General features: G+C 67.9%; 23 protein-coding genes. 8 read left to right on the top strand and 15 right to left on the bottom strand.

The features are described 5' to 3' along the window. Window positions 1-104: 104 nt before the first annotated feature. Entirely contained in the window at window positions 105-515 is a 411-nt protein-coding gene (locus AC1RPL_RS13635; protein WP_493069829.1) for a (deoxy)nucleoside triphosphate pyrophosphohydrolase, read from the bottom strand. A gap of 61 nt (window positions 516-576) precedes the next feature. Here AC1RPL_RS13635 and AC1RPL_RS13630 point away from each other — a divergent pair, with 61 nt between their 5' ends. From AC1RPL_RS13630 to AC1RPL_RS13620, 3 genes are all read left to right on the top strand, one after another. Beyond that, the gene (locus AC1RPL_RS13630; RefSeq protein WP_493069828.1) at window positions 577-762 is read left to right on the top strand and encodes a Flp family type IVb pilin; all 186 of its coding nucleotides are present in this window, start codon (window positions 577-579) and stop codon (window positions 760-762) included. A gap of 133 nt (window positions 763-895) precedes the next feature. Further along, window positions 896-1,063: a Flp family type IVb pilin gene (locus AC1RPL_RS13625; protein WP_493069827.1), complete on the top strand. Its 168-nt coding sequence runs from the start codon at window positions 896-898 to the stop codon at window positions 1,061-1,063. A 167-nt stretch (window positions 1,064-1,230) separates the two neighbouring features. Continuing rightward, on the top strand, window positions 1,231-1,383 hold the full coding sequence (locus AC1RPL_RS13620; protein WP_493069826.1) for a hypothetical protein: 153 nt from the start codon (window positions 1,231-1,233) through the stop codon (window positions 1,381-1,383). 10 nt (window positions 1,384-1,393) lie between these two features. On the opposite strand, the gene AC1RPL_RS13615 is transcribed toward AC1RPL_RS13620, so the two are convergent. From AC1RPL_RS13615 to AC1RPL_RS13600, 4 genes are read right to left on the bottom strand one after another with little or no spacing between them, the layout of a single operon-like run. Continuing rightward, window positions 1,394-2,341: an acetyl-CoA carboxylase carboxyltransferase subunit alpha gene (locus tag AC1RPL_RS13615; RefSeq protein WP_493069825.1), complete on the bottom strand. Its 948-nt coding sequence runs from the start codon at window positions 2,339-2,341 to the stop codon at window positions 1,394-1,396. 11 nt (window positions 2,342-2,352) lie between these two features. Further along, entirely contained in the window at window positions 2,353-3,273 is a 921-nt protein-coding gene (locus AC1RPL_RS13610) for a tyrosine-type recombinase/integrase (protein ID WP_493069824.1), read from the bottom strand. After that, window positions 3,270-5,075 carry a hypothetical protein gene (locus AC1RPL_RS13605; RefSeq protein ID WP_493069823.1) on the bottom strand — a complete coding sequence of 602 codons (1,806 nt, stop codon included), beginning with the start codon at window positions 5,073-5,075 and terminating at the stop codon, window positions 3,270-3,272. Before AC1RPL_RS13605 ends, AC1RPL_RS13610 begins: the two co-directional genes overlap by 4 nt. After that, complete coding sequence (locus tag AC1RPL_RS13600) at window positions 5,056-5,193, bottom strand: hypothetical protein (protein WP_493069822.1); 138 nt, start codon at window positions 5,191-5,193, stop codon at window positions 5,056-5,058. The genes AC1RPL_RS13605 and AC1RPL_RS13600 overlap by 20 nt, the downstream gene beginning before the upstream one ends. Before the next feature lie 75 nt (window positions 5,194-5,268). Here AC1RPL_RS13600 and AC1RPL_RS13595 point away from each other — a divergent pair, with 75 nt between their 5' ends. Both AC1RPL_RS13595 and aroB read left to right on the top strand, forming a co-directional pair. Then, window positions 5,269-5,808 carry a shikimate kinase gene (locus AC1RPL_RS13595; protein WP_493069821.1) on the top strand — a complete coding sequence of 180 codons (540 nt, stop codon included), beginning with the start codon at window positions 5,269-5,271 and terminating at the stop codon, window positions 5,806-5,808. After that, window positions 5,805-6,893 carry a 3-dehydroquinate synthase gene (aroB, locus tag AC1RPL_RS13590; RefSeq protein WP_493069820.1) on the top strand — a complete coding sequence of 363 codons (1,089 nt, stop codon included), beginning with the start codon at window positions 5,805-5,807 and terminating at the stop codon, window positions 6,891-6,893. Before AC1RPL_RS13595 ends, aroB begins: the two co-directional genes overlap by 4 nt. Here the strand turns inward: aroB and AC1RPL_RS13585 are convergent. Next, window positions 6,890-8,815 carry a TonB-dependent receptor gene (locus AC1RPL_RS13585; RefSeq protein ID WP_493069819.1) on the bottom strand — a complete coding sequence of 642 codons (1,926 nt, stop codon included), beginning with the start codon at window positions 8,813-8,815 and terminating at the stop codon, window positions 6,890-6,892. The genes aroB and AC1RPL_RS13585 overlap by 4 nt on opposite strands. 136 nt (window positions 8,816-8,951) lie before the next feature. Here AC1RPL_RS13585 and AC1RPL_RS13580 point away from each other — a divergent pair, with 136 nt between their 5' ends. From AC1RPL_RS13580 to AC1RPL_RS13570, 3 genes are all read left to right on the top strand, one after another. After that, window positions 8,952-9,773 (top strand): LytTR family DNA-binding domain-containing protein, encoded by an 822-nt coding sequence (locus tag AC1RPL_RS13580; protein WP_493069818.1) that lies wholly within the window; start codon window positions 8,952-8,954, stop codon window positions 9,771-9,773. Window positions 9,774-9,872: 99 nt separating this feature from the next. Beyond that, entirely contained in the window at window positions 9,873-11,888 is a 2,016-nt protein-coding gene (locus AC1RPL_RS13575) for a hybrid sensor histidine kinase/response regulator (RefSeq protein WP_493069817.1), read from the top strand. Between the two features lie 79 nt (window positions 11,889-11,967). Then, a complete protein-coding gene (locus AC1RPL_RS13570) occupies window positions 11,968-13,848 on the top strand; it encodes a M1 family metallopeptidase (protein WP_493069816.1) in 1,881 nt (626 codons plus the stop codon). A gap of 34 nt (window positions 13,849-13,882) precedes the next feature. Here AC1RPL_RS13570 and AC1RPL_RS13565 read toward each other — a convergent pair whose 3' ends face one another. From AC1RPL_RS13565 to AC1RPL_RS13525, 9 genes are all read right to left on the bottom strand, one after another. Beyond that, on the bottom strand, window positions 13,883-14,521 hold the full coding sequence (locus AC1RPL_RS13565) for a class I SAM-dependent methyltransferase (protein ID WP_493069815.1): 639 nt from the start codon (window positions 14,519-14,521) through the stop codon (window positions 13,883-13,885). Beyond that, window positions 14,503-14,841 carry a DUF423 domain-containing protein gene (locus AC1RPL_RS13560; RefSeq protein WP_493069814.1) on the bottom strand — a complete coding sequence of 113 codons (339 nt, stop codon included), beginning with the start codon at window positions 14,839-14,841 and terminating at the stop codon, window positions 14,503-14,505. The genes AC1RPL_RS13565 and AC1RPL_RS13560 overlap by 19 nt, the downstream gene beginning before the upstream one ends. Continuing rightward, window positions 14,838-15,215, bottom strand: a complete 378-nt coding sequence (locus tag AC1RPL_RS13555; RefSeq protein WP_493069813.1) for a diacylglycerol kinase — start codon at window positions 15,213-15,215, stop codon at window positions 14,838-14,840. Before AC1RPL_RS13555 ends, AC1RPL_RS13560 begins: the two co-directional genes overlap by 4 nt. Then, entirely contained in the window at window positions 15,212-16,996 is a 1,785-nt protein-coding gene (locus AC1RPL_RS13550) for a cation:proton antiporter domain-containing protein (protein ID WP_493069812.1), read from the bottom strand. The genes AC1RPL_RS13555 and AC1RPL_RS13550 overlap by 4 nt, the downstream gene beginning before the upstream one ends. Next, window positions 16,996-17,421, bottom strand: a complete 426-nt coding sequence (locus AC1RPL_RS13545) for an iron-sulfur cluster assembly scaffold protein (protein ID WP_493069811.1) — start codon at window positions 17,419-17,421, stop codon at window positions 16,996-16,998. The genes AC1RPL_RS13550 and AC1RPL_RS13545 overlap by 1 nt, the downstream gene beginning before the upstream one ends. 42 nt (window positions 17,422-17,463) lie before the next feature. Next, window positions 17,464-18,033, bottom strand: a complete 570-nt coding sequence (locus AC1RPL_RS13540; protein ID WP_493069810.1) for a CvpA family protein — start codon at window positions 18,031-18,033, stop codon at window positions 17,464-17,466. A 201-nt stretch (window positions 18,034-18,234) separates the two neighbouring features. After that, a complete protein-coding gene (locus AC1RPL_RS13535) occupies window positions 18,235-18,789 on the bottom strand; it encodes a lipocalin family protein (RefSeq protein WP_493069809.1) in 555 nt (184 codons plus the stop codon). A gap of 54 nt (window positions 18,790-18,843) precedes the next feature. Then, window positions 18,844-20,214, bottom strand: a complete 1,371-nt coding sequence (radA, locus tag AC1RPL_RS13530; protein WP_493069808.1) for a DNA repair protein RadA — start codon at window positions 20,212-20,214, stop codon at window positions 18,844-18,846. A 40-nt stretch (window positions 20,215-20,254) separates the two neighbouring features. Continuing rightward, the gene (locus tag AC1RPL_RS13525; protein WP_493069807.1) at window positions 20,255-20,494 is read right to left on the bottom strand and encodes a hypervirulence associated TUDOR domain-containing protein; all 240 of its coding nucleotides are present in this window, start codon (window positions 20,492-20,494) and stop codon (window positions 20,255-20,257) included. Window positions 20,495-20,520: the final 26 nt, after the last annotated feature.

Here is a 20,520-nt window from a genome sequence, read left to right as displayed (position 1 = left end):
GAACACGAATACCAAATGCCAATCGTCGTCGAGCCCGAGCGCCCGAGAAGAGAACGCGCCGGTCCTTTCCTTCTGCCGATCCCCGGGTGCCCAGGCACGCCGGGCTATCGGCGCATCCCCACCAGCGCCTCCACCAGCGGCACATCCGCCGGCGGCATCGGCATCCCGCGCATCTCCGCCGGGGTCACCCAGCGCAGCTCGGTCGCGTGGTGGGCGACGGGCTCGCCCTGCCAGTCGCGCAGGCCGTAGAGCAGCAGGAGCAGGTGGCGGCCTTCCAGGGGTTCGCTGGCAAAGGCGATGGGGCTCAGGTCTTTTACGCTAAGGGTTATTCCCAGTTCCTCGTGGAGCTCGCGCGCCAAGGCGGCTTCGGGGCGCTCGCCGGGCTCGATCTTGCCTCCCGGGAACTCCCACAGCCCTGCCATCGGCTTGCCCGGCGGGCGCTGCTGGAGGAGCACGCGACCCTCCCCATCTTGCATCGCCACCGCAACGACCAGCAACATATCTGCAACGCGCATCGACACTTCGTTAAGCCTCTTTGGCTAATTTCCGGGCATCCTTGGAGAAGAAGTGCCGTCAATGCGAGCCCTGGTCCACCTTATCCGCACCGCGATCCTCGACAGCCGTGCGGCTACCGCGATCGAATATGGCCTGATCGTCGCCCTCATCGTGATCGCGATGATCGCCAGCCTGCAGGGCGTCGCCGGCACGACTATCGGCATGTGGGGCAATGTGAACAACAAGGTCGCCGCCGCTTCGCAATAGTTTGGTTACGGCATCGTAACGCTTGGTCTTAGGCGTTTTTTTACTTCCGGTTCGTAGTTTGAGCTTGCCGAATCGGAGTCACCTCCGGGCCGGCCGGGTGAATGAAGCTACATTTGAACACTGGAGACCGGTTATGATGAAGATCCGCAACTTCCTTAAGAATTCCAAGGGTGCCACCGCAATCGAGTACGGCCTGATCGCCGCTCTGATCGCCGTTGCCGCGATTGCCGCGATGCAGGGCCTGGGCAACACCCTGAAGTCGACCTTCACCAACGTTTCGTCGAGCATGAAGGTCGGCTAAGCCGAACCTTCCGACAAACGGAAGCGAATTGGGGCGGCGGGACTTCGGTCTCGCCGCCCTTTTTCATTTCCGGTCGGCGCGGGCGCACGCCCCTCAGGACTTTTCCTGAACCCCGGAAAACCAGCCGCTTCAGCCGGCGTACATGCCGACTCCGCTATAAGGAGAGGATGAAGCAGCTATCCTCCAAAAAGGCCGTGACGCCGATCGAGCTGGTGCTGGTCGCGTTCCTTGCGATCTGCGCGATCCTTGCCGTCGTCCAGGGCCTGGGCATGCTGGGCGCGAGCCTGGCCGCCAGCGAGCACAGCGCGCCGGTCCGCTAGGCGAATCGCGTCAGATCCGGCCCATCGCCAGGAACTTGGCGCGGCGGGCCTGGCGCAGGCCCTCGGGCGACATGCCGTCGAGCCTCGCCAGCGATTCCTCGATCGCGTCGCCCAGCGCATGCACCGCGGCGCCGGCATCGCGGTGCGCGCCACCCAGCGGCTCCCCGACGATCCGGTCGATCACCTTCAGTTCCTTCAGATGCTGCGCGGTGACCTTCATCGCCTCCGCGGCGTCGGCCGCCTTGTCCGAGGTGCGCCACAGGATCGAGGCGCAGCCTTCGGGCGAGATCACCGAATAGACCGCATGCTCCATCATCAGCACGGTGTTGCCCGCCGCGAGCGCGACTGCGCCGCCCGAGCCACCTTCGCCGAGGATCGAGGCGATCAGCGGCACGCCCAGGTTGAGGCAGGCCTCGGTCGAGCGCGCGATGGCTTCGGCCTGGCCGCGCTCCTCGGCCTGCACGCCCGGGAACGCGCCCGAGGTGTCGACCAGGGTGATCACCGGTAGGTTGAACTTGTTGGCGAGCGCCATCAGGCGGATCGCCTTGCGATAGCCCTCGGGCTTTCCCATGCCGAAATTGTGCTTGAGCCGGCTGGCGGTATCGTCGCCCTTCTCATGGCCGATCACCATGACGCGGCGCCCGCGGAAGCGGCCCAGGCCGCCCTGGATCGCATTGTCGTCGGCAAAGGCGCGGTCGCCGCCCAGCGGCATGAACTCTTCGATCAGCCCGGCGACATAATGCTTGAAGTGCGGGCGCTCCGGATGGCGGGCGACCTGGGTCTTCTGCCAGGGCGTGAGCTTGGCATAGGTGTCCTTGAGGAGCTTCTCGGCCTTGGCCTGGAGCGGGCCGATCTCGGCATCGATGTTCACCTCGCCGCCCGCGGCGGTCTGGCGCAGTTCGTCGATGCGGGTCTGAAGCTCGGCGATCGGCTTCTCGAAGTCGAGGAAAGTGGTCATCGGTGCGGGGGCTAACCTTGCCGTGTCTTCACGTCAACGAGTGCTTCCCCCAAAGGATGCCGCTGGTTGACCAGTTCGACCAGCCGGCGGCTGTCGACATGCGTGTAGATCTCGGTCGTCGCGATGTCTGCATGCCCCAGCATCGCCTGCAACGCGCGCAGGTCCGCACCGCCATCGAGCAGGTGCGTGGCGAAGGCGTGGCGCAGGACGTGCGGGCTGACGCGATCGGGCGGGATACCCGCCTCCCCGGCCAGCGCGCGGACGAGCTGGTAGAGCCGGACGCGCGAGAGATGGCCCTTGCCCGAAGGGAAGAGGAAGGGCCGGCCGGGCGCGACATGTTCGCGCCATTCGGCCACCGCGGCACGGGCGCGGTCCGAGATCGGCACCAGCCGCTCGCGCCCGCCCTTGCCCTTGAGGATCAGATACGGCCGGTCGGGTGACACGGCGTTGCGCGGGAGCGAGACCAGTTCGGTGGCGCGCAGGCCCGAGCCGTAGAGCAGCTCGATCAGCGCCTGGAGGCGAAGGTCATTCGGATCGGCAGGGACACGCGCGATGCGATCGGCGATCGCCGCGAACATCCGGTCGACATCCTCGATGCTGAGGATCTTGGGGAGCCCGCGCGAAGTGCCGGGACGCGGGAGCGCGGCGGAAGGATCGTCGGCGCGCAGGCCTTCGTCAGCGAGGAAGGCGTAGAAGCGGCGCAGCGACGCCGATTTGCGGGCGACGCTGGCACGGGAGAGCGGCTGCCATTCGGCAGCCAGCTTCTCGAGCTCGGGCCGCCCTGCCCCGCCCAGCCTGCCGCCAAGGAGCTGGGAGGCGAGGCGCAGGTCGGTGCCATAGGCGGCGATGGTATTGGCAGCGGCACCCGCCTCCGCCCGCATCATCTCGAGGAAGCGCTCGATCAGTGCGCGATCGTCGCCGGGGGCGGTCAAGCCGACCGCGTGACCGCTTCCACGGCGATCATCCGCGCATAGCTGGTCATCCCCGCCGCGCGCATCGCCGCTACGATGTGGAACAGCGCTTCGGGCGTGACATTGTCCCAGACGCGCGACTGCATGCCGACCGCGGCGAGCAAGGCGACCATCGCCGAATCGCCGCGCTTGCCGGCAGCGTCGATCGCGCGGGTCCAGTCGTTCTGCGCGCCGATCGGGACATTGAGCGCAGCCGCACCGCGCTGGGCATCGCTGGTCTCGAACCGGCCAAGGCCCGCGAGCCCGGCAAAGGCGAGCTGCGCGCGGCGCTGGCCCGCGGCATCCTTGAACGCGTCGAAATCGCCATATGCGACCGGGCCGGCGGCACCGGGATCGCCGAGCGCGAGCAGGCCCCAGCCGATGGAGCCGCGCGGCACCACGGCGCGCCATTCCATCGCCTTGGTCTCGTAGCCGGCCGAGAGCATCGAGGCGATCAGCTTCTCGGGTTCCTCGACCTTGGCGTCCGCGGGGATCCAGGACGCGGCGCGCGCAGTGAGGATCAGCCGGGCATATTGGGTGCGCGGCGTGGTTGCCTCGGTCCAGAGGGTACGGATCGCCTTTAGGCGATCGCCGACATCGCCGTCGACATAGGCGGTACGCAGGTCGCGGGCGACGGCGCCTTCGGTACTGCCGGAATCGTCGCTGTCGGCGATCTCGCTGTAGAGATCGACCAGACCGGCATTGGAGAAGACGCCGGCGGTGGCGGCGAGCTCGGCCGAAGCGGCGCGCTGCCGCGGCGAGAGCTGCGGGGCGAGCGCCTGCCAATAGCGGACCTGCGGGCCGGCGGTGCCGTAGAGCGAGAGCGGGACTTCCTGCCCGGTCGCAGTCGCCAGGCCCCAGCGCCAGGCAGTCAGGCGGGTGATGCCGGCCCATTCGAGCGTGACTGCGCGGCGGCCCTGCGCGCCGGTGCCGAGCACCTTCTCCGCGAGCAGATTGTCGATGTCGCTGGCCGGCGTGCCGCCGCGTGCCTGGTCGAGCAGTTGGCCGGCCTCATTGGGCTTGCCGGCCAACCCTGCGCACATAGCCCGGGCGAGCGCCCAGCCGCGCTGGTGGATATATTGATTGCCGCGATCGGCGATCCCGCAAAGGCCGCCCGGATCGGCAGTGGCGAGCGAGACCTGCATCGCCACCTGGAGCATGCGGGTGGTATAGTCTTCGCCGTCCACGTCGTTGATCACCGCGCGGGCAGCATTGGCCTCGCCCATGCGCAGTAGCAGCCAGGCGCGCTCGGCGGCGAAATCGGCACCGTTGATATGGGCGGGCGTGTCGAGCGGCGACATCAGCGCACGACGGAGCGCAATCGAGACCCAGCGCGAGGCGACCGGCGCGTTCGTGCGCTGCATCAGCGCTGCTAGGACGCGGCCATCGGTCTTGCCGAAGCTCTTTGCAGGGAACGGAGTGTTGCCCGCGGCGAGCACGCCGACCTTGCCCAGCGAATGCCGGGCGAATTCCGGCAGTTCGTAGCGCGAGAGATCGACCGGGCCGGTGGGCAGCGCCTCGGCCTCGGTGGTGTTGGAGAGAGCGGCAGTGTCGTTGCCGAGCGACGGCGCTACGGTAGGCGCGGCACCGGGCGTGGTCGATGCGGGCGCGGTGGCGCTCGGCGCAGGCGCGGGGCGCGGGGCCGGTGTCGGCGCGGGCTCGTCGAAGCCCGGCGGTAGCAGCGATTCGGGCTTGTCCTGCTGGCCAAGCGCGGGCACCGCCGCGCCAGCCAGCAACAGCCCCGCAAGGGCGAGGTGGCGGCCCTTAATTGGCGAGGTTGTCAAGCGGGACCACCTTCTCCATGCGCACCGGCTCCTTCTTCGTCTCGCGGCCGGCAAGGAAGAAAAGGCCGCCGATCAGGACGACAAGGATGACGATCAACGCAACGATCAAGCGGGACATGAAATTGGGTCCGGAAATTGTGAATTCTCGGGCCTTTTGCCCGAGACCCGCCCTCGCTGTATAGCCCTTCCGAACATGTTACACACGCAGGCAGTGAATACCGGGTGGACGGGCAAGCCGATCGTACTGATCGGCCTGATGGGTGCGGGCAAGACCACGGTCGGCCGGCGCCTGGCGCAGCGCATGCGGCTGTCTTTCGTCGATGCCGACCACGAGATCGAGGCCGCCGCCGGGATGACCGTGGCCGACATCTTCGAGCGCTTCGGCGAGGCGCATTTCCGCGATGGCGAGCGGCGGGTGATCGCGCGGCTGGTCGATGGCGCGCCCAAGATCATCGCCACCGGCGGCGGTGCGTTCATGCATGAAGGCACGCGCGAACTGATCCTGGCGAACGCGATCGCGGTGTGGCTGGATGCCGAGCCGGCAGTGCTCGCCGACCGGGTGCGGCGGCGCGATACGCGGCCGCTGCTGCGCGGGCGCGATCCGGAGGAAGTGCTCGTCGAGCTCGCCGCGGTGCGCAATCCCTATTACGCGCTTGCGCCGATCCGGGTGCCCAGCATAGCAGCGCCGCACGACATCACCGTCGATGCGATCCTGAAGGCGCTCAATCTGTGACTAATGTTCCCGTCGCGCTTGGCGACCGCAGCTATGATGTCCGCATCGAAGCCGGGCTGCTCGCCCGCGCCGGCGAAGCGCTCGCATTGTTCGACAAGAACCGGCGCTGGGTGATCGTCACCGACGAGAACGTCCTTCAGCACCTCGCCACGCTGCAGGCGAGCCTGGGGCCAAGCGAGGCGATCGTCCTCAAGCCCGGCGAGGGCACCAAGAGCTGGGCCCAGCTCGAGGCTTTGCTCGACAAGCTGCTGGCGCTCGGGGTCGAGCGCAGCGACCATGTCATTGCGCTGGGCGGCGGCGTGATCGGCGACCTGGTCGGCTTCGCGACCTCGGTGTTGAAGCGCGGCTGCAACTTCGTCCAGATCCCCACCACCCTGCTCGCCCAGGTGGACAGCTCGGTGGGCGGCAAGACCGCGATCAACACGCGCGCGGGCAAGAATTTGGTCGGCGCCTTCCACCAGCCCAGCCTCGTGCTGATCGACCCTCAGGTGCTCGACACCCTGCCCGCCCGTGACCTCCGCGCCGGCTATGCCGAGGTGGTGAAATACGGGCTGATCGACGATTTCGCGTTTTTCGAATGGTGCGAGGCCAATGCCGGCGCACTGATGGCCGGCGATCCGGCGGCGCGCGAAACTGCGATTTCCCATTCGGTGGGCGCCAAGGCGCGGATCGTCGCGGCAGACGAGCGCGAAACCACCGGCACCCGCGCCCTGCTCAATCTCGGCCACACCTTCGGCCATGCGCTGGAGGCCGAGGCGGGCTTCTCGAACAAGCTGCTCCACGGCGAAGGCGTAGCTGCGGGCATGGCGCTGGCCTTCGGCTTCTCGGCCGCCAAGGGCATCTGCCCCGGCCAGGATGCCGAGCGCGTCTCGGCACATCTCGCCGCGGTCGGCCTGCCCAATGGGCTGAAGGCCGCCGGGATCGACGCCAGCGGCGCGCGGCTGGTCGAGCATATGCTGCACGACAAGAAGATGAGCGCCGGCACCCTGCCCTTCCTGCTCGCCCGCGGGATCGGCCAGACCTATCTCGACAAGACTGTCGACCTTGGCGAGGTCGCGGCGTTCCTCGACGCGCAGCCGCGCTAGATCTCTCCCGTCAGCGTCAAGGTCAGCGTGCGCGGGGAGTTGGCAGTAAGCAGTCCCGAATTGCTCGGATTCCAGACGAACTTGTCGGTGAGGTTGGTGAGCCGCGCCCGTAGCGTGACCGGATAGCCCTCCAGCGCAAAGGCCTGGCGCAGGCCCAGGTTCACCGTCGCAAAGCCAGGCAGCTCGACGCGGTTTTCGCGATCGGCATAGCGGCTGCCGCGGACATTCACCCCGCCGTCCAGGGTCAGCCCTTTCAGACCCGGCACGCGCCAGGTCAGATTGGCGAGCGCGGTGACTTCGGGTCGGCCGATCGGGCGCGGCCCGATCACGCCACGCTCCACCAGCTCGCCCTCGATCGCCGCATCCAGATAGGTCGCGCCGAGCACCGCGCTCAGCCGGGGGGTAAGCGGGCCGGCAAGCGAAAGCTCGACGCCGCGGTGGCGCACCGTGCCGACGAAGTCGAAGGCGCCGTTGGCATCGATGCCGGGGGTGGGCTTGGACAAGTCGAACAGTCCGGAGATCAGCGTCGGGCCGCCGGCGAACGCATATTTCACCCCCAGCTCGGCCTGGCGTGAGATCGCAGCGGGAAGCACCGCGCCGCGATTGCCGGCATTGGCCGGCGCGACGCCGGCTTCCTCGAGTCCGCGGGCATAGCTGGCGAAGCCGATCAGGCGCGAGGTGATCCCGACCGACAGTGCGCCTCCATAGAGCCAAGGCCTGGTGCTCTGCTCGGTCACCCTGCCATCGACCGCGCGGACGCGCTTGGCATAGTCGACCCGTTGCGCATCGAGCCGCAGCTCGGCCAGCGCGCCGATCGAAAGGCGGTAGCCGAGTCCGCCGGTCCATTGCCCGACATCGTCGCGCATCCGCGCCGCGGCGCGTGCGATCGGAGGACCGGCGATCGCCGGCGGGTGGTCCACATCGGCATAGGTACCGAGGGAATAGGCCACGCCCGGATCGCTGATCGCGGTCGAATCGCGCCGCCGCGCCATGGCGAGGATGCGGTGGGTGAGCCGGCCGGTGGTGAAGCTCTTGGCGGCAGTGACTTCGCTCGACACCGCCCAGCGGTTTTCGGGGCCGAACAGCAACCCGCTCTGCACGGCCTCGTTGCCGTTGCCGGTGAAGCGCAGCAGGTTGAAGGCGCTGTGGTGATAGGGCAGCGTATTGCGGAAGATCGAGGCGCCGAAGCGCCAGCCGTTGCCCGCATCGACATCCGCCATCGCGCCGAGCAGGTCGGATTCGTTGCTGTTGCCCATCCAGTCCTGGGTGCGCTCGGTCCAGCGCCTCACGTCACGCGGCGCCCCGGCGGGATTGGCGAAGAAGGTGTCGCCTTCGCGTGGGAACCAGTTGTGGCTCCACAGGCCGGTCAGTTGCACGCCCGGCGCCGGCGACCAGCGCGGGATCAGGCCGACAGCGGTAAAATCGCCGGTGGTCCCGTCGACATAGTCTTGGGCCGGGTTGAGTTGGACGCCACCGGCAACCGAGAAGTTGCCCGTACCGGCGGCCGCCCGCACGATCGCCACCGGACCCGAGCCGCCCCACCAGCCAGTCTCCAGCGAGGCTCGCGCGCCGCTGGTCCCCGCTGGGAGCTGATATTGCACCACCCCCGAAGGCGCGGCGAAATCGGTGCGCAGGCCATTGGCGCCGACGCGGATCGCCGTGCCACCGGTCACCGGCAGCAGCATGCCGGCGACCCGGACATAATAATGGTCCTCGATCCGGTAATTGCCCGCCGCCTGGAGATCGAAGCCGCGGACCTCGCTTTCCGAATAGAGCCCCACCTCCTCATTGCCGATGCGCCGGCCGAACGCATCGTCGGCGGCGCGCACGACATCGGCGCCATTGGCCGGCGGCGGTGCGGCGGTCTGCGCCTGCGCGGCGGGCGCGGCGAGCAGCGAGAGGCAGAAGATCGAACCACGCATGACTATCCCTTTCCAAAGCCCCCGGTGCTGCGGATGCCGGGCATCGCGGGGCCAAAGGGAGCGGCGTGGGACGAACGGCGTACCGGCGTGACGAACGGCGGTTCGCGCGCGCGCGTTCGCGGGCTAGTCTGCGTGCATGCAAACGATGGTGCGCGAGTCGATCTGGAACCTGCGGGTGCCGCTGAGCGCGGCGATCGCGCTAGCGCTCTTCGCCTTTCTGCTCGGCTATGGGATGGGCGGGCTGGAAAGTGCGGGCGGCTATGCCGCCAAGCATGTCGACGAGGCGCGGCTGGCGCGGCTGCTCGTCTGGGGCGCGCTGCTCACTATTGGCTGGGCGAGCCGCAAGCCGCTGCAGGAGCTGCTCGGGCGCCCGGGCAACCCGCCGCTGCTGCTCGGCGCGCTGGGCTTCGTGCCGGTGCTGGTCGCCGAGCTCGCCGCGTCGCGCTTCACCATCGCCTTCTCACCCTATGAGTTTTGCGGGGCTGGCGGCCCGTCCCTGCCGCCGCTGGTCGATCTGCCGCGCTCGGCGATCCTCGGCACCACCGCCTTTCTCTCGCTGATGGCCTGGGGTCGGCATCTGGCGGATCGTCGCGACGGGGTGGAGGAAGAGTCGGCACCTGCCATGTGGCGCATCGCTGCCAGCGAATGGCTGGACCTTCCCGAAGCCCCGTTGCTGCGCCTGCGGGCGAGCGAAGTGTCGCACATCCGCTCGGCGGGCAATTACAGCGAGATCGTCGTGCTTGGCCGCGTCCATCTCGTCCGCGCCACGCTGTCGCAGCTGGCCGCGCGCTTCGCCGGGCACGGCTTCGTGCAGGTGCATCGCCAGGTGGTGGTGAACCGCGGCCATGTCCGCCAGATCTATCGCGAGGCGAGCGGGCGCCCGGCGGTCCAGCTCCAGTGCGGCGCGCTGCTGCCGCTTGGCCGGCGCTATCGTTCGGCGCTTGCCGCGTTCGGCTGATCCCCTACAGATTTACCCGTATCGATCAGGGAGCCGATTGCTGCTGCGCCGCGTTGTCAAACCCGAGGCTGCAGTTCCGCATGCGCAACGAGACCAAGAATGGCCGCGGTGACCCAACCGACCTTATTTGAAACGCTGGGCGAGCTTGGCCGCCTGACCGCCGCGATCGGCACGGATTCGCCGCTCGGGCCGGTCTCGACCTGGTCGAACGCGCTTGCCGCCGCCGTGGGGATGCTGCTGCCGTCGCGCGCCGAGATCGTGATGTTCTGGGGCCCGGACTTCTGCGCGCTCTACAACCAGGCCTATGCGCCGACGATCGGCGACAAGCACCCTCAGGCGCTCGGCCAGCCGGCGCGGCTGTGGTGGGGCGAGCTGTGGGACGATCTGGGACCTTTGCTCCAGGGCGTGCGCGATACCGGCGAGACCTATTGGGCGAAAGACCGCCCCTTCTATATCGAGCGCGACCAGGGGCGCGGCGGCGAGACGGTCTATTTCGACATCAGCTATTCGCCGGTTTTCGACGATGACGGGACGGTGGGCGGCGTGCTTTGCATCGTCAGCGAGACCACCGCACGCGTGGTCGCCGAGCAGGAGGCGATCGCCGAGCGCAACCGGCTGTGGACGCTGGCGCGCGACCCCTTCCTGATCGCCGATACCAAGGGCGTATGGCGTAATGTCAGCCCCGCCTGGACCGAGATCCTGGGCTGGAGCGAGGAAGAGCTGGTCGGCCGCACCTCCGAATGGATGGAGCATCCCAACGATCGTGTGCGGACGCGCGAGGAGATCGAGGACCTGGCGCATGGTGAGGCGACGTTGCGCTTCGAGAACCGCTTCCGCGGCAAGGACGGCGCCTATCGCTGGTTCAGCTGGACGGCGGTGCCCAAGGGCGAGCTGCTCTATTGCGTCGCACGCGACATCACCGCGGAGCGCGAACAGGCGGATGCGCTGGAAGCCGCCGAAGAGGCGCTGCGCCAGTCGCAGAAGATGGAGACGGTGGGCCAGCTGACCGGCGGCGTCGCGCACGATTTCAACAATCTGCTCCAGATCGTCACCGGCAATCTCGATATCCTCCAGCGCAACCTGCCGGCCGACGAGCCGAGGCTTGCACGCGCGGCAGGAGCGGCGATGAACGGGGCCCAGCGCGCCGCGGTACTCACCCAGCGCCTGCTGGCCTTCTCGCGCCGCCAGCCGCTGGCGCCCGAGAGGATCGACGCCAACCGGTTGATTGCCGGCATGTCCGACCTGCTGCACCGCAGTCTCGGTGAGACGGTCGAGCTGGAGGTCGTACAGGGCGGACGCATCTGGCCGGTCGAGGTGGATGCCAATCAGCTCGAGAACGCGCTACTCAACCTGGCGATCAATGCGCGCGACGCGATGCCGCGCGGTGGCAAGCTGACCATCGAGACCGCCAACACGCATCTCGACAGCCATTATACGGCCCGCGATGCCGAAGTGGCGCCTGGCCAATATGTGCTGCTCAGCATCTCGGATACCGGCACCGGCATGAGTGCCGAAACCCTCGCCCATGTCTTCGAGCCGTTCTTCACTACCAAGGAAGTCGGTCGCGGCACGGGCCTGGGCCTGTCGATGGTCTATGGCTTCATCAAGCAGTCCGGCGGGCATGTCCGCATCTATTCCGAAGTCGGGCACGGCACGACGGTGAAGCTCTACCTGCCGCGCTTCTTCGGCGATGCAAGCGACGTACCGGCGCCCGCCCAAAGCGAGCCGCTGCCGCAAGGCAGCCAGGACGAGACGATCCTGGTGTGCGAGGACGACGAGCATGTCCGCGCCTATACCGTCGATGCGTTGCGCGAGCTCGGCTACCGAGTGATCGAGGCAGGGCACGGCCCCGCCGCGCTCGCCGCGATCGACGCCGAGCCAGGCCGGATCGACCTGCTGTTCACCGATGTCGTGCTGCCGCGCGGGATGACCGGCGAAGTGCTCGCCGCCGAAGCGCTGCAAAGGCGGCCGGGGCTGCGGGTGCTGTTCACCACTGGCTATGCCCGCAATGCGATCGTCCACCACGGACGGCTCGATCCGGGCGTCCAGCTGCTACCCAAGCCCTTCACCTATACCGACCTGGCGGCGAAGGTGCGCGACATGCTGGATGGGTGATGCGGGGTTCCGTCCTCCGGTTGTCCGGCGTCGTCGCCGATCAGTTGCCGTTCATCGCCGATCCGCTTAGCACGCAGCCATGCGTATCTTTGCTCCCATGGCCGCCGCGATGCTGATCGCCGCGCCTGCCGCCGCCCAGACCGGCACGACGGCCCCGATCCTCACCACGCCCGAGGCGAAGGACGTGTGGACCCATGCCGAGCCCCAGGTGGCGCGCGTCACGCATGTCGATCTGGACCTCGACGTGGATTTCGCCGGCAAGACGCTGTCGGGTGTCGCGACGCTCGATGTGCTGGCGGCCAAAAGCGCGACGAAGATCGTACTTGATGTGGACGATCTCGATATCCTCTCGGTGACCTGCCCCAAGGGCAAGCCGCTGCCCTTCACGATCGGTCCGCGCGAAACCGAACTCGGGCTCGGCTCGGCGCTGACCGTGCAGCTCGAGGGCAACAAGCAGATCCTTGTGCGCTACAAGACCAGGCCCGGCGCCAGCGCGCTGCAATGGCTCGCGCCCGAGCTGACTGCGGGCAAGGCCAAGCCCTATCTGTTCAGCCAGGGCCAGCCGATCAACAATCGTAGCTGGATCCCGAGCCAGGACAGCCCCGGCATCCGCCAGACCTGGTCCGCGACGCTCACCGTGCCCGAGGGCTTCGTCGCGGTGATGAGCGCCGAGCGGCTGGACGGCGAAAAGGGCCAGCTTACCACCACCGGCAAGCGCGCCTTCCGCTTCCGCATGGACAAGCCCGTCCCGCCCTACCTGATCGCGATGGCGGTCGGCGATCTCGCCTTCAAGGCGACGGGCCCGCGCTCGGGCGTATGGGCCGAGCCGAGCCAGCTCGATGCCGCAGCCTATGAAGTCGGCGACGTCGAGAAGATGATCGACGCGGCGCAGAACCTGTACGGTCCCTATCGCTGGGGCCGCTACGACATGCTCGTGCTGCCGCCGAGCTTCCCCTATGGCGGCATGGAGAACCCCACCCTCACCTTCCTGACCCCGACGATCATCACCGGCGATCGTTCGAACACGGATGTCGTCGCGCATGAGCTGGCGCATAGCTGGTCGGGTAACCTGGTGACCAATGCGACCTGGTCGGACTCCTGGCTCAACGAGGGTTTCACGACCTATTTCGAGAGCCGGATCATGGAGGCGGTGTACGGCAAGGAGCGCGCCGCGATGTATACCGATCTCGACTGGGCCGGGATGCAGCGCGACATCAAGGATGCCGGCGGCCCCGATGCGGCGACCACCCGCCTCCACGGTGATCCCGGCGCGACCTTCGGCCAGCTCGACTATTTCAAGGGATCGGCCTTCCTGCGCACGATCGAGGCGGCAGTGGGCCGCGCGAAGTGGGACGTCTATCTGCGCGGCTATTTCGACCGCCACGCCTTCCAGCCCCAGACCACCGCCGGCTTCCTGGCGGACCTGCGCGCCAACCTGATCAAGGGCGGCAAGGCGCTCGAGGCCAAGCTGGAGCTCGATCGCTGGGCCTATATGGCCGGGCTGCCGGACAATGCGGTTCGGGTGAAGTCGCAGACGCTCGCCGCCGTCGATGCCAAGCTCGCGGCGTTCAATGCCGGCGGCCCGGCGAGCGCCGTGCAGCCCACCGGCTGGGCGACGCAGCAATGGCTGCGCTTCCTCAATGGCCTGCCTCGCCAGCAGGCCCCGGCGCGGCTCAAGGAGCTGGACGAGACGCTCGGCCTGTCGGCGTCGAACAACGCCTATGTCCGCTCCGCCTGGGCAGAACTGGCGATCGCCAACCGCTATGAGCCGGCGCTTCCCTCGATCGAGGAATTCGTCAAGCGCGTCGGTCGGGGCCTGCTGATCTATCCGATCTACAAGGACCTGATGGCCCAGGGCGACTGGGGTAAGCCGATCGCGGTTCGGTTCTACGAAGGCGCCAAGGCGGGGTATCACCCGAACGCGGCAGCTGGCGTGGCGAAGATCGTCGGGGCGGAGTAACCTTACTTCTCCTCCCTTTCAGGGCGGGGAGCAATCAGTCGAACGCGAACACCGCCGTCGGCTTGAACACGCCGTTGTCCGTCTCGGCGAACGCGTACTCCGCGAGCACCCGCAGCCGTTCCAGCGGCAACGGCGCGCGGCGGGGGTCGCCGACCAGCACTTCGATTCCCGCCGCCCGGCAGCGCGCCAGGAACGGCATGGCGCGCGCGGCCGGTTCGGGATCGTAGAAGGTATCGCCGGCCAGGATCAGATCCACCTCGGGCACCGGCCCACCGGTCAGGTCGCCCTGCACTAGATCCAGCTTTACGCCGTTCGCCGCCGCGTTGAGCCCGGCCGCAACCACCGCATAGGGATCGATATCGGTGGCCAGCACGGATGCCGCGCCCGCCTTGGCCGCAGCAATCGCCACCAGACCAGATCCGGTCCCGAGATCAAGCACCCGCCGCCCGGCCACCGTCTCCGGCCGATCCAGTACGAAGCGCGCCAGCGCCAATCCGCCGAGCCAATAATAGGCCCAATAGGGCGAGCTGAACTCCTCGTCCTCCTCCGCCAGTCGGCCGAGTCCGCTGGTGGCTACCGCCTTGTGCAGCACGATCTCCGGAATCCCGGGCACAGGCAGAACCGGCAACCGGGTGCGGATAAAATCGGTGACGTTCAGCCTGGCCGCCGCCACGCGCCGATAGCCAGGCAGACCCAGCCGGCGATCAGCGCCACGCCGCCCAGCGGGGTCACTGCGCCCAGCCAGTGCGGCGCCCCGAACGCCATCAGGTAAAGCGTGCCGGCGAACAGCGCGCCGCCACAGACGAACAGCCAGGGCGAAACCCGCTCGCCCATCCGGACCGCGACCAGCGCCGCGACGGCGTGGATCAGCTGGTAGTGCCCGCCGGTCCTGAGCCACTCGGCCGCCTGACCGCTCGCGCCATGTGCCGCGAACGCGCCCGCCGCCACGGCCAGCGCGCCCGAAAGCGCTGCGAGCACTGCCACGATCCTCAAAGCCCGATCTCCTTCAGAAACTGCGGCCCGCTCGCCACCACCATCGCAATCGCCACGAAGAGCGCAGCGAAGCTCATCACCAGCACTGCGCCGGCCAGCATATCCTTGGCGACCTTCACCGAAGGATGGATGCCCGGGTGGAGCAGGTCGATCACCGCTTCCATCGCCGAATTGACCAGTTCGAGTGCCAGTACGATAGCGCAACACACCGCGACCAGCCCCCACCAGACCGGCGCGGGCCGCAGTACGAGCAGCGCAACGATCGCCGCCCCTGCGAGCCGCGTCTGGCTGCGAAAGCTCGCCTCGCGCGCCCAACCCGTGCGGATGCCGGCGAGCGCGAAGCCCATCCGCTCGCGGAAGGGCCGCCCCTTCACCCCGAGGACTCGAGGTCGATCTCGATCGCCGCGGCCCGGCTGGCATGGGTGATCATTCCGTCGATCCCCGCACGCAAATCGCCGGTTTCGCGCTGCACATCGAGCCGGGCATTGTCGCGCTTGCGATATTCCGCCTCGGTCTTGTCGATCTCCATCTGGTCGACGCCGACGGCCTGCATCGCCTGGCGCGCCATCATCACGGCGCTCTCCAGCACTTCGCGGACGGCGCCGCCGATGGGGGCGCCCTTCATCTTGATCAGGCTGCGCCGGTCGAAGGCGCGCACGAAGATCGTTGCCTTGGGGAAGCCGTGATGGACGGCCTCGAGGAATTCGGCGTCGATCTTGTCGCCGTCATTGCAGAACATGATCAGCTCGGCCTCCGCCGCGCCGGCCTGGCGCAGCATGTCGACGCGCAGGCCATCGCCATAATAGACCTTCATGCCGAAATCGCCGGCGGTCTGGATCATCTCGACATCGATATCGATGGTGGTCACCGGAATATCCTGCGCGAGCAGCATCTGCGCCACCGTCTGGCCGAAGCGGCCATAGCCGACCACGACGGCGTTGGAGCCTTCGTGGCGCGGCAGGTCGAGGTCCTTCGCGCTCGGCGCCGGCTCGGTGCGGATGCGTTTGGTCGCCATCATCAGGAACGGCGTGGTGGCCATGGAAAGCGTGACGATCGCACCGAAGATGCTCGCCGCCTGCCCCTCGATCAGCAGTGCCGACTGGGCTTGGGCGAACAGCACGAAGCCGAACTCGCCGCCCTGGCTGAGCAGCACGCCAAGCGCGAAGGCCTGGCGCCGCGGCATGCCGAACAACATGCCGAGCAGCATGATGATCGCAGCCTTGGCGGCGATCAGCGCAAGCGCCATGCCGACCACGAAGAAGGGCCGCTCGGCGATGGCGTGCAGGTTGAGCGTCATTCCCACCGCCAGGAAGAACAGGCCGAGCAGGATCGAGCGGAACGGCTCGACATCGGCTTCCAGCTCGTGGCGATAGGGCGAGTCCGCCAGCATCACGCCGGCGATGAAGGCGCCCAGCGCCGCCGAAAGCCCGATCATCTCCATGATCGCGGCGGCGGCGATCACGGTGAACAGCCCGGCAAAGATGAACATCTCGCGCTCGCCGAGATTGCCGATCAGGCGGAACAGCGGGCGCAGCAGATAGCGGCCGGCGAGGATCAGGCCGATGATCGCCGCCACGGTATAGATGCCGAGCAGCCAGCCGGGCGTGCCGCTCGCCGCATGCGGGTTGCGTGAGAGCGCGGCGACGATGGTGATCAGCGGGACGATCGACAGGTCCTGGAACAGCAGGATGGCGAAGGCGCGCTCGCCCAGCGGGGTGCGCAGCCGGCCCGCCGATTGGAGCATCGGCAGCACCTGCGCGGTGGAGGACAGCGCCAGCGGCAAGCCGAGCGCAAGCGCCGCACCGACCGAGCTGCCGGTCGCGAACCACACCATGCCGGCGATCACCAGCCCGCAGATCGAAACCTGGAGCAGGCCGAGCCCGAAAATGTCCTTGCGCATCCGCCACAGCCGCGACGGGCTGAGCTCGAGGCCGACGAGGAACAGCAGCAGCGCGATGCCGAGTTCGGCGATGCCCATCTTGCTCTCGGCATCGCCGACAAGTCCCAGCACCTGCGGCCCGACCACGGCGCCAGCGACAAGATAGCCAAGCGTGGCGCCCAGGCCGAAGCGGCGGAAGATCAGGACGAAGACAAGCGCAAAGCCGAGCAGCGGCACATATTCGCCGAGCAGCGACGCGTCGTTGGCGTGTTCCATCAACTACGCGCCCTGCTTGCGGCATCGGCGACGGCCTCGAAGGCGAGCCGGATCGCGGCGTGGCGGCCGCGATGTTCGAGCGCGGGCGTGAACAGGTCGAGCCCCGGCCATTCGGGCGGCGTTGCCTGTTCGCCGGCGAGCCAGGCGGTCAGGCCGTCGCGCGCGGCTTCCAGCTCCTCGATCGAACGGCCGACGGCATGCGCTTCCATAAGCGCCGCCGAAGCCTGGCCGAGTGCGCAGGCGCGCACCACCAGGCCCAGCGCCTCGACCCGGCCTTCGTCGTCAAGCTTCACATCGACAGTGACGCGGCTCCCGCAGACCGGGGAGCGTTTCTCGGAAGAGGCCATCGCCCCTTGCAGCCTCGCCTCGAACGGCACGGAAGCCGCGAGACGCAGGATTTCGGTGTTGTACAGCGGCGCGTTCATTCCACTCCCGACTTAGGGGAGCGAGGCGCAATGCGCGACCCCCTATCGGGTAGAATTCGCCTCGGTTTCGTTCGCGCTGGCATTGCCATGCTCGCCACCGAACACCGGCTCGCCCTTGCGGCGGCGGTCGACGAAATCGGCGATGCTCGCGCTGGTGGCGTTGAGCAACGGATAGGTGGTCGACTTTGTCATCCATTGCGGTCGGTTGGCCGGGCCGCCGCCCACCGTGTCGAACAGCAGCACGAGCAGCAGGAAGGCGATGCTGACCAGGATCAGGCCCTTGAGCGCGCCGAAGCCAAGGCCCAACGCGCGGTCGATCGGACCGAGGAAACTCTCGCGGGTGCGCGAGCCGATCGAGCGGGCCAGCAGCCGGCCGCCGAAATAGGTGACGCCGGTCAGGATCACGAAGGAGAGCACCGCCCCGCCCTGCGCCGTGCCGACCATCCCCGCCAGCGCGGAGGCGAGCGGCGTGTGGAACAGCTTCAACGCCAGCACGATCAGCAGCCAGGCGACCAGCGCCAGCACTTCGGTGACGAAGCCGCGCATGAAACCTAGTACGGCGGCGCCGCCGATCACGAGCAGCACGATGATATCGAGCCCGGTCAAAGTCATTGGAACACGTCCCTCCCGGGGACTCCTATATGCGAAGGTGCCGGGCGGACGGAAGTGGCAAGTCTCCCTCTCCCGCTTTTGCGGGAGAGGGTCGGGGTGAGGGTATGAACGGGAGGCGAGCGACGCATTTGCGGCCAACACGCACCCTCGCCCTGGCTCGCGTGGCTCGCCGTCCCTCACCCGTAAAGCGGTGGGGGGAGTTTACCCCTGCCGCGTGATCCGCAGCGCCCAGCGGTCATAGCCCAGCGTCTCGACTCGCTTCATCACTTCCTGCACCAGCGCCGTGGACGGCACCGCGTCGCGCGCCAGCACCCACAAATACCGCCCGCTCGGGTCGCCGACGATCGACCATCGATAGTCGTCATCATGGTCGAGCACCCAGTAGTCGCCGGTGTAGAGCGGGCCGAAGAACGAGACCTTGAGCTTGGCGCTGGTCGCCTCGTCCACCACGATCGCCTTGCCTTCGGAGACGCTGCGCTCGCCGTTCAGCGTGCCGCTGTTGGTGATGCCGACCTTGCCGTCGGGCAGCAGCGCATATTCGGCGGTGACGGCGTCCAGCCCCTTCTCGAAGCGGTTCTCGTGGCGCGCCAGCTCGTACCATTTACCGAGATAGCGGGCGAGATCGACCGGCTTGGCAGGCTCGGGCACCTTCTTGTTGATCACCGGCGGGCGCGTGGCGCGCGAATAGAGGACGGCACCGCCAATGGCGGCTGCGGCGACGCCGGCGGCGATCTTGAGGGCAGTCGATTGTTTCATGTTCGTCACTTTGCTGCGTAAGTCGTGGAAATGGTAGCCCCTGCGCGCTCCAACTCATCTTCCCAGCAGATGATCCACGAACTGGCCGAGCGACTTGAATCCGGCGAGTTGCAGCCCTCCCTTGTCGTTCACCTGGGTCATCGGTGCCATCGCCCGGCCGAAGCCGAGTTTGGCCGCCTCGCGGCAGCGCAGTGCGCCATGCGCCACCGGTCGGACCTCACCCGAGAGCGCGACTTCGCCGAACACCACGGCGTCCGCCGGAATCGGTCGTTCGGACAGTGCCGAGACGAGCGCGGCCGCCACGGCGAGATCCGCCGCGGGATCCTGCACCCGGTAGCCGCCGGCGATGTTGAGATAGACTTCGCAGGTCGAGAAGCTCAGCCCGCAGCGCGCCTCCAGCACGGCAAGGATCATCGATAGCCGCGCCGAATCCCAGCCGACCACCGCGCGCCGCGGGGTGGCGCCGCTCGCCAGCCGCACGGTCAGCGCCTGCACTTCGACCAGCACCGGCCGCGTGCCTTCCAGCGCGGGGAACACCACGGTGCCGGTGACGCTCTCGTCACGCGAAGTGAGGAACAGCGACGACGGGTTGGAGACTTCGTTCAGCCCTTCGGTCTCCATCGAGAAGACCCCGATCTCGTCGGTGCCGCCGAAGCGGTTCTTCACCGCGCGCAGGATGCGATACTGGTGGCTGCGCTCGCCTTCGAAGCTGAGCACCGTGTCGACCATATGCTCAAGCACGCGCGGCCCGGCGATGCTGCCGTCCTTGGTGACGTGCCCGACAAGCACCACCGCGGTGCCGCGTTCCTTGGCGAAGCGGATCAGCTCGCCCGATGCGGCGCGGACCTGGCTGACCGTGCCTGGCGCACCTTCGATCAGGTCAGAATGCATCGTCTGGATCGAATCGATGATCAGCAGCGCGGGTGGTTCCCCCTCGCCCATCGTCGTCAGGATATCGCGGACCGATGTCGCCGCGGCGAACATCACCGGCGCCCCGCCCAGGCCGAGCCGCCGCGCGCGCAACCTTACCTGATCGCCCGCTTCTTCCCCCGAGACATAGACTACCTTCAGCCCGCGCTGCGCGATCTTGGCGGCCGCCTGGAGCAGCAGCGTGGACTTGCCGATGCCGGGATCGCCGCCGATCAACGTCGCCGACCCCTCAACGAAGCCACCGCCCAGTGCGCGATCGAGCTCGGCGATGCCGGTCGAGGTCCGCTCGGGCAGTTCGATATCGGTGTTCAGCCCCGAGAGCAGGATCGCCCGCCCGCCCGACTGGAGGTTATGCCGCGACTGGAATGGCGTCACGTTGGCGCCGGGGTCTTCGACGAGCTGGTTCCACTCGCTGCAATCGCCGCACTGCCCCGCCCATTGCGAGGTGACCGAGCCGCAGGCCTGGCAGACATAACGCTTCTTTGGTTTCGCCATGCGCCGAGACGTAGCGCGAGAACAGGAAGGGAACAAGAGGCTAGTCGGCGCGCAACTCGCTGCCCAGCTTCAACAGCCTGGTACCGTCCTCCTGCACGATCAGATAGGCCGGGTTCTCGGTCGACCCGTTGCGGACCACTCTGGTGCCCTTGAACGTCCGCTGCACGCGGCGCTCGAAGCGCTCCTGGACCTTGCCGTGCGCCGTGTCGTCCGCCCAGCTCCAGTGGACCTTCTGGCCTTTTCGAAAGCTATTCTCCATGTCCGGGACAATTCGCCACATGCCCACAAGGTTGCCCCATGCGCCCG

The sequence above is a fragment of the Sphingomonas sp. GW821-FHT12D09 genome (assembly GCF_058807215.1).
The sequence above is the reverse complement of the archived record's forward strand: the minus strand, read 5'-3'. Positions and strand labels throughout refer to the sequence as shown.

Bases quoted from the DNA above. Each gene is read 5' to 3' on its own strand.
- AC1RPL_RS13615 (WP_493069825.1), bottom strand. From the start codon at position 2,341: ATGACCACTTTCCTCGACTTCGAGAAGCCGATCGCCGAGCTTCAGACC.
- AC1RPL_RS13600 (WP_493069822.1), bottom strand. From the start codon at position 5,193: ATGTCCCGCTTGATCGTTGCGTTGATCGTCATCCTTGTCGTCCTGATC.
- AC1RPL_RS13630 (WP_493069828.1), top strand. From the start codon at position 577: ATGCGAGCCCTGGTCCACCTTATCCGCACCGCGATCCTCGACAGCCGT.
- AC1RPL_RS13535 (WP_493069809.1), bottom strand. From the start codon at position 18,789: ATGAAACAATCGACTGCCCTCAAGATCGCCGCCGGCGTCGCCGCAGCC.
- AC1RPL_RS13620 (WP_493069826.1), top strand. From the start codon at position 1,231: ATGAAGCAGCTATCCTCCAAAAAGGCCGTGACGCCGATCGAGCTGGTG.
- AC1RPL_RS13525 (WP_493069807.1), bottom strand. From the start codon at position 20,494: ATGTGGCGAATTGTCCCGGACATGGAGAATAGCTTTCGAAAAGGCCAG.
- AC1RPL_RS13580 (WP_493069818.1), top strand. From the start codon at position 8,952: ATGCAAACGATGGTGCGCGAGTCGATCTGGAACCTGCGGGTGCCGCTG.
- AC1RPL_RS13595 (WP_493069821.1), top strand. From the start codon at position 5,269: ATGTTACACACGCAGGCAGTGAATACCGGGTGGACGGGCAAGCCGATC.
- AC1RPL_RS13540 (WP_493069810.1), bottom strand. From the start codon at position 18,033: ATGACTTTGACCGGGCTCGATATCATCGTGCTGCTCGTGATCGGCGGC.
- AC1RPL_RS13550 (WP_493069812.1), bottom strand. From the start codon at position 16,996: ATGGAACACGCCAACGACGCGTCGCTGCTCGGCGAATATGTGCCGCTG.
- AC1RPL_RS13575 (WP_493069817.1), top strand. From the start codon at position 9,873: ATGGCCGCGGTGACCCAACCGACCTTATTTGAAACGCTGGGCGAGCTT.
- AC1RPL_RS13635 (WP_493069829.1), bottom strand. From the start codon at position 515: ATGCGCGTTGCAGATATGTTGCTGGTCGTTGCGGTGGCGATGCAAGAT.
- AC1RPL_RS13625 (WP_493069827.1), top strand. From the start codon at position 896: ATGATGAAGATCCGCAACTTCCTTAAGAATTCCAAGGGTGCCACCGCA.
- radA (WP_493069808.1), bottom strand. From the start codon at position 20,214: ATGGCGAAACCAAAGAAGCGTTATGTCTGCCAGGCCTGCGGCTCGGTC.
- AC1RPL_RS13585 (WP_493069819.1), bottom strand. From the start codon at position 8,815: ATGCGTGGTTCGATCTTCTGCCTCTCGCTGCTCGCCGCGCCCGCCGCG.
- AC1RPL_RS13570 (WP_493069816.1), top strand. From the start codon at position 11,968: ATGCGTATCTTTGCTCCCATGGCCGCCGCGATGCTGATCGCCGCGCCT.
- AC1RPL_RS13545 (WP_493069811.1), bottom strand. From the start codon at position 17,421: ATGAACGCGCCGCTGTACAACACCGAAATCCTGCGTCTCGCGGCTTCC.